Origin of the sequence: Erythrobacter donghaensis (assembly GCF_001557325.1) — a bacterium.
In the GTDB taxonomy this organism is placed as follows: domain Bacteria; phylum Pseudomonadota; class Alphaproteobacteria; order Sphingomonadales; family Sphingomonadaceae; genus Erythrobacter; species Erythrobacter donghaensis_B.
In genome coordinates this window covers 1-12,500 of sequence record NZ_LSJS01000322.1, presented here as the reverse complement: position 1 = coordinate 12,500, position 12,500 = coordinate 1, and the positions used below count along the sequence as shown (strand labels likewise).

At 63.6% G+C, this 12,500-nt stretch carries 10 protein-coding genes, 3 tRNA genes and 3 rRNA genes (1 of these 16 running past the window's edge); all 16 read left to right on the top strand.

Translation table 11 applies throughout. From position 1 onward, the window contains the following. A 16S ribosomal RNA gene (locus tag AX692_RS18480) occupies nt 1-220 on the top strand; it begins 1,265 nt to the left of the window's first position. Between the two features lie 193 nt (nt 221-413). Beyond that, a tRNA-Ile gene (locus tag AX692_RS18475) sits at nt 414-490 on the top strand. Nucleotides 491-499: 9 nt separating this feature from the next. Continuing rightward, a tRNA-Ala gene (locus tag AX692_RS18470) sits at nt 500-575 on the top strand. Between the two features lie 276 nt (nt 576-851). Then, nucleotides 852-3,639, top strand: a 23S ribosomal RNA gene (locus AX692_RS18465). A 146-nt stretch (nt 3,640-3,785) separates the two neighbouring features. Then, nucleotides 3,786-3,900: ribosomal RNA gene (gene rrf, locus AX692_RS18460) — 5S ribosomal RNA — on the top strand. The 16S, 23S and 5S rRNA genes sit together here with 3 tRNA genes alongside, the layout of an rRNA operon. A gap of 213 nt (nt 3,901-4,113) precedes the next feature. Next, nucleotides 4,114-4,190 (top strand) — tRNA-Met (locus AX692_RS18455). A gap of 609 nt (nt 4,191-4,799) precedes the next feature. Next, nucleotides 4,800-5,411, top strand: coding sequence for a glutathione S-transferase family protein (locus AX692_RS18450; RefSeq protein WP_073973651.1), 612 nt, complete (start codon nt 4,800-4,802; stop codon nt 5,409-5,411). 64 nt (nt 5,412-5,475) lie between these two features. Next, entirely contained in the window at nt 5,476-7,542 is a 2,067-nt protein-coding gene (locus AX692_RS18445; RefSeq protein WP_073973650.1) for a pyridoxamine 5'-phosphate oxidase family protein, read from the top strand. A 13-nt stretch (nt 7,543-7,555) separates the two neighbouring features. Continuing rightward, on the top strand, nt 7,556-7,810 hold the full coding sequence (locus AX692_RS18440) for a hypothetical protein (RefSeq protein ID WP_073973649.1): 255 nt from the start codon (nt 7,556-7,558) through the stop codon (nt 7,808-7,810). Further along, nucleotides 7,807-8,400 carry a pyridoxamine 5'-phosphate oxidase family protein gene (locus tag AX692_RS18435; RefSeq protein ID WP_073973648.1) on the top strand — a complete coding sequence of 198 codons (594 nt, stop codon included), beginning with the start codon at nt 7,807-7,809 and terminating at the stop codon, nt 8,398-8,400. The genes AX692_RS18440 and AX692_RS18435 overlap by 4 nt, the downstream gene beginning before the upstream one ends. Before the next feature lie 190 nt (nt 8,401-8,590). Continuing rightward, the gene (locus AX692_RS18430) at nt 8,591-9,055 is read left to right on the top strand and encodes a DUF1348 family protein (protein WP_073973647.1); all 465 of its coding nucleotides are present in this window, start codon (nt 8,591-8,593) and stop codon (nt 9,053-9,055) included. A gap of 8 nt (nt 9,056-9,063) precedes the next feature. Continuing rightward, on the top strand, nt 9,064-9,393 hold the full coding sequence (trxA, locus tag AX692_RS18425; protein WP_073973646.1) for a thioredoxin: 330 nt from the start codon (nt 9,064-9,066) through the stop codon (nt 9,391-9,393). A gap of 160 nt (nt 9,394-9,553) precedes the next feature. Further along, nucleotides 9,554-10,450, top strand: coding sequence for a LysR family transcriptional regulator (locus AX692_RS18420; RefSeq protein ID WP_073977814.1), 897 nt, complete (start codon nt 9,554-9,556; stop codon nt 10,448-10,450). 198 nt (nt 10,451-10,648) lie between these two features. Beyond that, the gene (locus tag AX692_RS18415) at nt 10,649-10,966 is read left to right on the top strand and encodes a hypothetical protein (protein WP_155645018.1); all 318 of its coding nucleotides are present in this window, start codon (nt 10,649-10,651) and stop codon (nt 10,964-10,966) included. A gap of 7 nt (nt 10,967-10,973) precedes the next feature. Continuing rightward, nucleotides 10,974-11,138, top strand: coding sequence for a hypothetical protein (locus AX692_RS19885; RefSeq protein WP_155645019.1), 165 nt, complete (start codon nt 10,974-10,976; stop codon nt 11,136-11,138). 244 nt (nt 11,139-11,382) lie between these two features. Beyond that, nucleotides 11,383-12,315 carry an AraC family transcriptional regulator gene (locus tag AX692_RS18410; protein ID WP_081095461.1) on the top strand — a complete coding sequence of 311 codons (933 nt, stop codon included), beginning with the start codon at nt 11,383-11,385 and terminating at the stop codon, nt 12,313-12,315. Nucleotides 12,316-12,500: the final 185 nt, after the last annotated feature.

The window sequence follows — 12,500 nt, the reverse complement described above, 5'->3', positions numbered from 1 at the left end:
GAGGGCATGAAGGCGGAATCGCTAGTAATCGCGGATCAGCATGCCGCGGTGAATACGTTCCCAGGCCTTGTACACACCGCCCGTCACACCATGGGAGTTGGATTCACCCGAAGGCAGTGCGCTAACCGCAAGGAGGCAGCTGACCACGGTGGGTTCAGCGACTGGGGTGAAGTCGTAACAAGGTAGCCGTAGGGGAACCTGCGGCTGGATCACCTCCTTTCTAAGGATACTTGCGAAAGCGCCGATGCTAGCCATCGGAAGTGCTTCGCGGTCTTCCAAAGAACATTGCCGTCGTCCTCATGTCCTTTCATCAATCGGAATACAGCGCGCTTCCAGCGCGTTGTGTGCCTGAGCCGGCTTGCGCCCACGCGGCAGCCTGTTCCTTCGGGAATGGCGGCCGGCGGCAGTGGTGTGGGCCTGTAGCTCAGTTGGTTAGAGCGCACCCCTGATAAGGGTGAGGTCAGAGGTTCGAATCCTCTCAGGCCCACCATTACCTCAAGGGGCCTTAGCTCAGCTGGGAGAGCGGTTGCTTTGCAAGCATCAGGTCATCGGTTCGATCCCGATAGGCTCCACCAGGCACATCAAGAACTTCCGATTGTTGAAACGAAACCGGATCCTGCTTCGGCAGGTCAGGCGATCGTGCTGATTAGTCAGCGTCGCCGATCTTTGACATTGTGAATGGGTTTTTAAATCGATGCCGTGGCGCATGGATTGTATCGGACAGGCTTCGGCCTGGGCGGACGATCGTGCATCACAAATCAATCAAATTGATTATCTGGCTGAGATAATTCTCCCACCATCTTCAAGCGCTCAGGTCTTTATGCAGGCCTGACGTTGATGGTGTGGATTCTCAAGCGTGAGGTAAGAGCATTTGGTGGATGCCTTGGCATGTACAGGCGATGAAGGACGTGGCACGCTGCGATAAGCGTCGGGGAGTTGTGAGCAAACTTTGATCCGGCGATTTCCGAATGGGGAAACCCACCTTCACCATTTCTTCCAGTCTGCTTTCGGGCAGGCCGGGCGAGGTGGATAAGGTATCACCGAGCTGAATATATAGGCTTGGTGAAGCGAACCCGGGGAACTGAAACATCTCAGTACCCGGAGGAAAAGACATCAACAGAGATTCCCGTAGTAGTGGCGAGCGAACCGGGACCAGGCCAGTGCCTTCATTTCAACTAGCAGAACACTCTGGAAAGTGTGACCATAGCGGGTGACAGTCCCGTATGCGAAAGTGATGATGAAGGACTAGAGTAGGGCGGGACACGTGAAATCCTGTCTGAACATGGGGGGACCACCCTCCAAGCCTAAATACTCGTACATGACCGATAGCGAACACAGTACCGTGAGGGAAAGGTGAAAAGCACCCCGATTAGGGGAGTGAAACAGTACCTGAAACCGGATGCTTACAAGCAGTTGGAGCCCCATAGGGGGTGACAGCGTACCTCTTGCATAATGGGTCAGTGACTTAATCTAGCATGCGAGCTTAAGCCGTTAGGTGTAGGCGAAGCGAAAGCGAGTCTGAATAGGGCGACTGAGTATGTTGGATTAGACCCGAAACCCGGCGATCTAGGCATGAGCAGATTGAAGGTGCGGTAACACGCACTGGAGGATCGAACCGTTGCATGTTGAAAAATGCTCGGATGACTTGTGTTTAGGGGTGAAAGGCCAATCAAGCCGGGAAATAGCTGGTTCTCCGCGAAATCTATTGAGGTAGAGCGTCAGATGTATGCCGATGGGGGTAGAGCACTGGATGGGCTAGGGCTGCGCGAGCGGTACCAAACCTAACCAAACTCCGAATACCATCGAGTCTTGTCTGGCAGACAGACGGCGGGTGCTAAGGTCCGTCGTCAAAAGGGAAACAGCCCTAACCTACAGCTAAGGTCCCCAAGTCATATCTAAGTGGGAAAGCATGTGGGAATCCCAAAACAACCAGGAGGTTGGCTTAGAAGCAGCCATCCTTTAAAGAAAGCGTAACAGCTCACTGGTCTAAATAAGGGTTCCTGCGGCGAAGATGTAACGGGGCTAAAGATATGCACCGAAGCTTAGGGTTGCAGTTTACTGCAGCGGTAGCGGAGCGTTCCGTAGGCGAGTGAAGGCGAAGGGTAACCGACGCTGGACGTATCGGAAGTGCGAATGCTGACATGAGTAGCGACTAACAGGGTGAGATACCCTGTCGCCGAAAGACCAAGGGTTCCTACGCAATGCTAATCAGCGTAGGGTGAGCCGGCCCCTAAGACGAGCCCGAAGGGGGTAGTCGATGGGAACCACGTTAATATTCGTGGGCCTGGTGGTGTGTGACGGATCTCGTAAATTGTCCTTCCTTATTGGATTGGTTGGGCAGTGAAGAGGTTCCAGGAAATAGCCCCACCGTATAGACCGTACCCGAAACCGACACAGGTGGTCAGGTAGAGTATACCAAGGCGCTTGAGAGAAGTATCCTGAAGGAACTCGGCAAATTGCCTCCGTACCTTCGGAAGAAGGAGGCCCCATCTTAAGGCAACTTTTGGTGGGGGGCACAGGCCAGGGGGTAGCGACTGTTTATCAAAAACACAGGACTCTGCTAAGTCGGCTTCAAGACGACGTATAGGGTCTGACGCCTGCCCGGTGCTCGAAGGTTAAGAGGAGGAGTGCAAGCTCCGAATTGAAGCCCGAGTAAACGGCGGCCGTAACTATAACGGTCCTAAGGTAGCGAAATTCCTTGTCGGGTAAGTTCCGACCTGCACGAATGGCGTAACGACTTCCCCACTGTCTCCAGGATATGCTCAGCGAAATTGAATTCTCCGTGAAGATGCGGAGTACCCGCGGTTAGACGGAAAGACCCCGTGCACCTTTACTGCAGCTTCAGAGTGGCATTAGGAAAGAGTTGTGTAGCATAGGTGGGAGGCTTTGAAGTGACGGCGCCAGCTGTCATGGAGCCATAGGTGAAATACCACCCTGCTGTTTTCTGATGTCTAACCACGCACCGTTATCCGGTGTTGGGACCCTCTGTGGCGGGTAGTTTGACTGGGGCGGTCGCCTCCTAAAGAGTAACGGAGGCGCGCGATGGTAGGCTCAGGACGGTTGGAAACCGTCTGTTAGAGTGCAATGGCATAAGCCTGCCTGACTGCGAGACTGACGAGTCGAGCAGAGACGAAAGTCGGTCATAGTGATCCGGTGGTCCCTCGTGGAAGGGCCATCGCTCAACGGATAAAAGGTACGCCGGGGATAACAGGCTGATGATTCCCAAGAGCTCATATCGACGGAATCGTTTGGCACCTCGATGTCGGCTCATCACATCCTGGGGCTGGAGCAGGTCCCAAGGGTTTGGCTGTTCGCCAATTAAAGTGGTACGTGAGCTGGGTTCAGAACGTCGCGAGACAGTTTGGTCCCTATCTGCCGTGGGCGTCGATACTTGAAAGGAGTTGCCCCTAGTACGAGAGGACCGGGGTGAACGTACCTCTGGTGTACCTGTCATTCTGCCAAGAGTGCCGCAGGGTAGCTATGTACGGACGGGATAACCGCTGAAAGCATCTAAGCGGGAAGCCTCCCTTGAGATTAGGTATCTTTGAACCGTGATAGACCATCACGTTGATAGGCCGGGTGTGGAAGTACAGTAATGTATGGAGCTAACCGGTCCTAATAGTTCATATCGCGCTTGAGAGTCTGCACTATCAACGTCAGCCCTGCACCCGCAGGAGCGTTGGTGGAGAATACTCCAGCCAGATACGCCCTTTACCACTCACACCCCCGAGACATTGGCGGGTGAGTGTGCATCGATTTAAAACCCGCATCCACTGGTCCCATTGCTTGGTGGCCATAGCGTCTGTGACCCACCCGATCCCATCTCGAACTCGGCCGTGAAACCAGACAGCGCCGATGGTACTAACGCTCAAGCGTTGGAAGAGTAGGTCGTCGCCAGGCATTGCGACCAGTGGGAGCGGGAATAACCCATTCACAAGTCAACAGGGCTGACCCGCAAGGGCGGCCCTTTTGGCGTCTATGGTGCCCCGTGGGCATGCGTAGATGTGCTTTCCCGTCAGCAACGGCGAGGAAGCAGGCCCCGGCTCCGCAGGAGTCGCAAGGCCGACTGGCCGCCCCCAGCGCTTGCGCGAGGATCGCCAGACAAAACGGTATCGCGGGATGGAGCAGCCCGGTAGCTCGTCAGGCTCATAACCTGAAGGTCGTTGGTTCAAATCCAACTCCCGCAACCACCGTTTGATCGCGCGGCCCAAGGGTCTGGCGCAGTCGCTTCCCACCCCCCCCAATTCACTGGCGCGCCGATCGAGACGCGCCACGCTCCGGCGCTCGCGCTGTCCGCGCGGGGGATCCGCGCGTGGCAGGCATTGGCCGAGCGGATCGCGCCTGCTGCGCCGTCTCGGGGGTGGCCGCATGCCTCTCGCGTCAAGCCGCTGCGGGCACAGGGCGCGGTGCCAGGCATCCAATCGCGCACAGTATGATCGCTTCGCTCGCTTGTGAGGGTGCACCGCGAGCGATCCGCCTAGCCGGGCGGGATCGGGTCGCGGCCAGGCTCCGGTTCCCGCGAGGTGCCGCAGCAGCGGAGCATTCCCGGCACCATCGGCGCAAACCGGGAAACGACGGCGCGCATCCGCTGGCCTAATGACAGGCTCGCTCGCACCTGTCGCAGAAGGGTACCGGCTGAACCCGAACCGAACCTCGTGAGATCGCCTCGTCATTCCGCTGTGCGGAATACTGATTTGCAGATTTGGCTGCTTCATGAAAGGCGCCGGAAGGATCACATGGTCGGCGGCAGGTGGGGAGCAAATGGTCGCTTCCTTCCAACTCCACGCGAAAGGCCCGCCATGAAGCTCTATTTCCACCCCATTTCCGGCCATGCACACCGTGCGCGGCTGTTCCTCTCCCTGATCGGCGCCGACGTCGAGGTGATGGAGGTCGACCTCGCCAAGGGTGAGCACAAGTCTGCCGAATATCTCGCCAAGAACCGCTTCGGCCAGGTTCCCGTGCTCGAGGATGACGGCCACTTCATCTCGGATTCGAACGCCATCCTGGTCTATGCCGCCAAGAAGTTCGGCAAGACCGAGTGGCTCCCCGAAGATCCGAACGGTGCCGCCCGCGTGCAGCGCTGGCTTTCGGTCGCAGCCGGGCAGATCGCCTTCGGCCCGGCGGCCGCCCGCCTGATCACGATCTTCAACGCCGACTATCGCCCCGAGGAAGTCATTGTCCGCGCTCACGCGGTCCTCAGGCTGATCGAGGCCGAGCTCGATGGCCACGAGTGGATCGCCGCCGACCGCGCCACGATCGCCGATGTCGCGCTCTACAGCTACATCGCCCGCGCGCCGGAAGGCAATGTCGACCTGTCGGCTTACGCCAACGTGCGTGCCTGGCTCGAGCGGATCGAGGCGCTGCCCGGCTTCGTGAGCTTTGGCAAGACCCCGGTCGGGCTTGAAGCGTAGATCTGGAAGGGCCGGGGCGCGCACTGCGCTCCGGCCCTGTCTCAGCCATAAAGGGCGAAATCAGATGACCGAAACTGCCTTGGAAAAGCCTTCACCGTTCCATCCGGGAGAGGTCGCGATCCAGACCGCGCTCGGGGTCGCTGCGCGAATGGAGCAGTTCGGCAAGCGGGTCATCCGCGATTTTCTCCCCGACCAGCACCGCGAATTCTACCAACAGCTGCCCTTCATCGTGCTCGGCGCGGTCGACGAGGCGGGCGATGTCTGGGCGACCTTGCTGGCCGGCAGCCCCGGCTTCATCACCAGCCCCGATCCGGTGACGCTTGATTTCGCTGCCACGCCCGATCCACGCGATCCCGCCACCGCCGGGCTGGGCGAAGGGGCGGCCATCGGTCTGCTCGGGATCGAGCTCCACACGCGCCGCCGCAACCGCATGAACGGGCGCGTCCATCTGAACGGCGCGGGGCGCTTTGCGGTCAGGGTCGAGCACGCCTTCGGCAATTGCCCGCAATACATCCAGCTGCGCGACTGGCAGATGGTGCGCGAGCCGAACGACCTGGCGGGCCTGCCAGCTGCTCGGGAACTCGCGCCCACCGATCCCGAAGTGCAGCAGCGCATCGCCCGCGCCGATACCTTCTTCGTCGCGTCCTATCTGGACGATGAGGCCGGGCGCCATGTCGATGCCTCGCATCGTGGCGGCAAGGCTGGCTTCGTGCGCATCGAGGCGGATGGTTCGCTCACCATCCCCGACTTCGCCGGCAACCTGCATTTCAACACGCTCGGCAATTTCCTGCTCAATCCCAGGGCGGGGCTTGTCTTTCCCGATTTCGAGAGCGGCGACCTGCTGCACCTGACCGGCGAAGCCGAGGTGGTGCTCGACGCGCCGGAGATTGCCGCCTTCCAGGGCGCCGAGCGCTTGTGGACGTTCCGGCCGCGCCGGGCCGTGCTGCGGCAGGGCGCGCTGCCGGTGCGCTTCGCGTTCCGGCCCGAGGGCTGGTCGCCCAACAGCCTGATGACCGGCGACTGGGAACAGGCGCGGCAGCGGCTCGAGGCGGAAAAACTGCGCAGCGCCTGGCGTCCATTCCGCCTTGCTCGGATTGTCGATGAAAGCAGCGTGATCCGCTCGTTCCACCTCGAGCCCGCCGATGGGGAGGGGATCCTGGCCCATGCCGCCGGCCAGCACCTGCCGATCCGGGTGCTGCCCGAAGGCGAGGATGCGCCGGTGCTGCGAACCTACACGCTCTCGACCGCGCCGTCCGACGGGTTCTACCGCCTGAGCGTCAAGCGTCAGGGACTCGTGTCGCAACACCTGCATGGCCTGGCCGAAGGCGACCTGATCGAGGCGCGGGCGCCAGCCGGCAGCTTCACCATCGATCCGCTCGAGCCGAGACCTGCCGTGCTTATTGCCGCAGGCGTGGGCATCACCCCGATCCTGTCGATGTTGCGGAGCATCGTCTTTGAGGGGCTGCGCAAGCGCCGCATCCGGCCGACCTGGGTGTTCCAGGCGGCGCGCAACCTGTCCGAACGCGCCTTCGCTGCCGAACTCGCCGAACTCGCCGCCGCGGCGCAGGGCGCCGTCAAGCTGGTGCGCGTGCTCGACGACGTCACGGGAGCCGAGGAGGGCAGCGATTATGACGCCGAGGGACGCATCGACGCGCAGCTGCTGCGCGGCACCCTGCCCTTCGACGCCTATGATTTCTACATGTGCGGCCCCCCGCCGTTCATGCAGGGGCTCTACGACATGCTGAGCGACATCGGCGTGCCCGACGGGCGGATCCATGCCGAAGCCTTCGGGCCGGCCTCGCTCATGCGCAGAGTGCCCGAACAGGCCGTGCCGCTCGCACCGGCTGCCACCGCGCCGGTTCCGGTCGCCTTCATGAAATCGGGCAAGGAAGCGCGCTGGACTCCCGAAGCCGGCTCCCTGCTCGAGCTCGCCGAGGCCCGCGGGCTTGCCCCCGCATTCGGGTGCCGCAGCGGCACCTGCGGCACCTGCGTCACAAGGGTGCTGCAAGGGAAGGTGACCTATGCGGCGCCGCCTGCCGCCGCGGTGGCCGAGGACGAGGCCCTGATCTGCTGCGCCGTGCCGGCCGCGCCCGATGCAGGCGGCGGTGACCGCCTGGTGCTCGAGCTTTGAAGAGGAAGGAAGAATGAAGCGCGCCCTGCTGCTGTTGGCCGATGGCTTCGAGCCGCTCGAGGCGCAAGGCGCGATCTTCGTCGATCGTCCCGTGGTCGAGGATGGGCCGCCGATCAGCTCCACCGGCCCGGGCCCTTCGGTCGAGCGCGCCCTGCGGCTGCTCGCCAGGCTCACGGGCGAGGCCAATGCCGCGCATATCCGCAAGCTGATGCGCGTCCCCTGGCCCGATCCCGACCGGTATTCGGCGCCCCGGGGGATGCCAGCATGAACAGGCCCATCGACATCGCCTTCACCCCGGCCGTGAAGACCGCGCAGGAGCGCAAGGGTTCGCGCGCCGGATACGAACGCATGGAAATGGCGCGCGCGATCGATGCCAATCTTGCCGGATTCATCGGCCAGGTGCGCAGCTTCTACCTTGCCACCGCGAGCGCCGAGGGACAGCCCTACGTTCAGCACCGCGGCGGCCCGCCGGGGTTCCTCCAGGTGCGCGACGAACGCACCCTCGCCTTTGCCGACTTCAAGGGCAATCGCCAGTTCATCACCACCGGCAACCTCTCCGAGAACCCGCGCGCGTTCATCTTCCTGATGGATTATGCCCAGCGGCAGCGCGTGAAGATTTGGGGCACGGCCGAGGTGGTCGAGGGCGACCAGCACCTCGAGCACGAGCTGATGCCGGCCGGTTACCGCGCGAGGGCCGAACAGGTGATCCTGTTCACCGTGGAGGCGTGGGACATCAACTGCCCCCAACACATACCGCAGCTTTTTCCCGCCGAGGATGTGAGCCGTGTCCTGGCTGAACGCGATCGCAAGATCGCCGAGCTCGAACAGCAGATCGCGGTCCTGAAAGGCAGGCCCTGATCCAGGCATAGGCGCCAGTGCCGCCGAGACGATCGCTCATGCAATCACGATACCGGATCTGCCCCTCCCCCCCCCGGTTATCGTGCACGGTGCCTCCACCCGAAGGCGTCCGTGACCTGATCGGGCGGAGCTGCTGTCCCCCGGCACGGCTCCGCCCGGTCCCCTTCGAACACAAGCAAGGAGAACCGCGATGACCCGACCCCCGCTCCCCCCCTTCACCGCAGACACCGCGCGCGAGAAGGTGCGCCTGGCCGAAGACGGCTGGAACAGCCGCGATGCGGCCAAGGTGGCGCTGGCCTATACCGAGGACACGATCTGGCGGAACCGGGTCGAATTTCCGCGCGGGCGGGCCGAGGTTCAGGCGTTCCTCGAACGCAAGTGGGCCAAGGAACTCGACTATCGCCTCATCAAGGAGCTGTGGGCGCACGACGGCAATCGCATCGCGGTGCGCTATGCCTACGAGTACCGCGACGACAGCGGCAACTGGTTCCGCGCCTATGGCAACGAGAACTGGGAATTCACCGAGGACGGCCTCATGCACCGTCGCCATGCGAGCATCAACGAACACCCGATCCGCGAGGACGAGCGCAAGTTCCGCTGGCCGCTCGGCCGACGGCCCGACGATCACCCCGGTCTCTCGGACCTCGGTCTCTAGGTGCGGCGATGATCGCGGAGTGCACCACCGCCGCCTTCAAGGCCGAGGTGATCGAGGCCGACCGGCCGGTGCTGGTCGATTTCCACGCAGCATGGTGCGGGCCCTGCCAGGCGCAGGCCCCCATCATCGAGAACATCGCCCGCTCGGCGGGCAGGGATGCGAAGGTCGTGAAGGTGGACATCGACCGCTCGCCCGAACTGGCAGCGCTTTTCGGCGTGCGCTCCATCCCGACCCTGCTGCTCTTCAATCGGGGCAAGATCATCCACCGGTTCTCCGGCGTCACCTCGGGATCGACGATCGCGGCGGCGCTCGTCGGCCAGATGGACAGGCCCGGGTGAGTGAGCCTGCCGCCATCGGTACCCGCTCTTCGGACGCGCTTCCGGCGGGTCTCCCGGCGCTCGGTCGGGCAGCGGGGAGGATGGCGGCCTTCCTGGGCCGAGCCGGGAAATGATCGCGCCCGTCTTGCCCCTTGCGCACCGCCCGCGCTAGCCTGCCGCGATGGACCGGATACATGCCATGCGGGTGTTCGTGCGGGTCGCCGAAACCGGCGGGTTTGCCGAGGCCGCCCGCCAATTGCACATGAGCCCGCCAGCGGTGACCCGCGCCGTCGCCGCGCTCGAGGAGACGATCGGCGCCCGGCTGCTCACCCGCACCACCCGCGCGGTCAAGCTGACCGAGGCCGGGGGCCGCTATCTCGAGGATTGCCGCGCCATCCTTGCCGCGATCGAGGAGGCGGAAGCCGCGGCGGCGGGCTCCTATGCCACCCCCACCGGGATGCTCACGGTGACCTCGTCGGTGCTGTTCGGCCAGAACTACATCATGCCGATCATGACCGAATTCCTCGATCACCACCCGCAGGTGACCGGGCGGTTGCTGCTGCTCGACCGCGTGGTGAACCTTGTCGACGAAGGCGTCGATGTCGCGATCCGGATCGGCCACCTGCCGGATTCTAGTCACAGTGCGATCCGGGTCGGGTCGGTGCGGCGGGTGATCTGCGCCGCGCCCGCCTACCTCGAGGCGCACGGCGTCCCCCGCCACCCGGCCGATCTTGCGCAGCACCGCATCATCGCCGCGACCGGCGCGTGGGCCTCGCTCGAATGGCGTTTCGGCATTGGCGGCGAGATCGCGGTGGGGGTCAAGCCTGCGCTGTTCAGCAATTCGAACGAGGCAGCCATCGGTGCTGCGCGATCGGGCTGGGGCCTCACGCGGGCGCTGTCCTATCAGGTCGGGCCGGACCTGCTTGCCGGCCGCCTTCAGATCGTGCTCGAGGATTTCGAGCAGCCGGTGATGCCCGTGCATATCGTCCACCCCGAGGGCAGGAACGCCTCGGCCAAGGTGCGCGCCTTCATCGATTTCGCGCGCGAGCGGCTGCGCGCCAATCGGGTGATCAACTGAGCCTGGCGTTTCGCCGGGCGGAACGAAGCATTGCCGAGGCTCGCGATTATCGCAGCCCCGGCCCGAGCCTATCTCGCGTTCAACCCCGATGGGGCAAGAACAGGAGACAGCTCATGAAGACCACCATCCTCCCGGTCGGCGAGAGCAGCACATCGCGCGATGGGCGCCCTGCCGACCCGCGCGAAAGGGAACACAGCAATGGCTGAGACCGCTCATGAGCGGATGATGGCGCAGCTGCGTCTCGCCCTGTCCAGCGATTGCGGCTGCCGGGACACCCTGGCGCGCATCGAGAGGGAGGCGCGGGGCAGCGGCCTGACCGGCGCCGAGATCGATGCGGCGCGCGAAGGCCGCAGTTTCGAGGCCAGGACCGAGGCCGCAATCCGGTTTGCCTGCGCGATCAGGACCGGCGACAAGGACAGCATCTCGCAAAGTGGTGCCCGCGCCCGCCGCTTCGGGCTCGATGCCGACGAACTCGCGACAATCGAGGCGTTGGTGCGGACGCTCCGCGCAGGCTAGCGGATCCATGCGCAGCACGTTCATGCAAGGGATCGCGGCGGCCTTGTTCTACAAGGGGCCGCGCGTATCCGCCCGCGCCATCGCGGTGGTCGACGAGGATTACGTCGGCGACATCTTCCGCGTACCCAAGTCCTGTCTGGACAACCCCGAGATCCTGTTGCGGATCATCTGACGAAGGAAGCCGGCAAGAGCTTGTCGCCAAGCGCGCCGGATCTTGCCGGAAAGTTCATATCCTGCGGTTTCCTGCGGCCTCGCTCACGCAGGCGCAGGCTTTTTCAAGGGCAAAGCCGGTACAAGGCAGCTCCTGCCCGGCTGCGGGCGGCGCGCGAGTTGCAGGCCATGTCATCGAAGGCTAACATCGCGGTCGGCGACAGATCGGCGCCGTCGCACGATCGAAGCGGGAGGGGCCGGGGGGCATGACCTCTATGCAACCAAGCGTTCTGAGATCCTATGCCGTGGCCGACTTCATCGGAGACGCTCCGCGGGTCACGCACGAGGTCGTGTCGAGCAGGATGAGCACCCTGCTTCAGGTGCGCGACACGGGCCGTACGGGCGGCAACGAGGTCTTCGTCGCGGATGCGCCCGATCATGTCGTGCTGCTGTATCGCACCCCGACCCATCCCTTCCACGCCCAATTCGATGGCCGCAGATACCGGCAGGCGCTGGCGTGCGGCTCGTTCATCGCCTTGCCCGCCCGGACACAGAGCTGGTTCGATTCCCGCGAGGCCGGTCCGCGAAGCGTGTTCCACTTCCACTTCAAGCCCGAGGCGCTGGCGGCGCTAGCCGAAGAGCTGGGGCGGCCGCAGCTGGTGTTCCCCTGCGGCATATTCAGCCCTTCGCCCTACCTGCTGACGATGTCCGATCACTTGCTCAGAGAAGCGGAAGCGCGGGTCAGGCCGGACAGCCTGTTCTGGGATTGCGCGACTGCGAGCGCCCTCTACGAGGTCATCCGGCTCGATGATGCGGGGGCTAGGCCGGTCGCGCGCGGCGGACTTGCGCCGTGGCAGCTGCGCCGGACGAGCGATTACATCATGGCCCGTCTTGCCGAGCCGATCACCCTTGCCGAACTCTCGGCGATCGCCGGGCTCAGTCCCTATCATTTCGCGAGATCGTTCAAGGTCAGCGTCGGCGAGGGGCCGCATCGCTTCCAGCAGCGACGTCGCTGCGAACGCGCGGCCGAGCTGCTGCTCGACCCGACCTTGCCGACCGATAGTGTCGCGACCCTCGTCGGCTTCGACAACGTGCAGGCATTCACCCGGAACTTCAGGAGCTTCTTCGCCGTGACGCCGAAGCGCTGGCGGCAGCAGCACGGCGTCAGGGCGGTGCGGCGCAGGTCTGCGCGGGCCTGATCGGCGGGAGCGAGGGCGGGGCCTTCAGGCGCGCTGGGGCGGGCTGTCGTCCGCGAGGCGGCGGTTGCGGGCCATCGACCAGTCGGTGCTTGCCGCGCCGTCGCCGTCGACGTCGCACTGGCCGCAGGAGCTCTGGAGGACGATGCCGTTCTCGGCGCGCTTGGCTTCGGCCTTGCCGCCGCTCA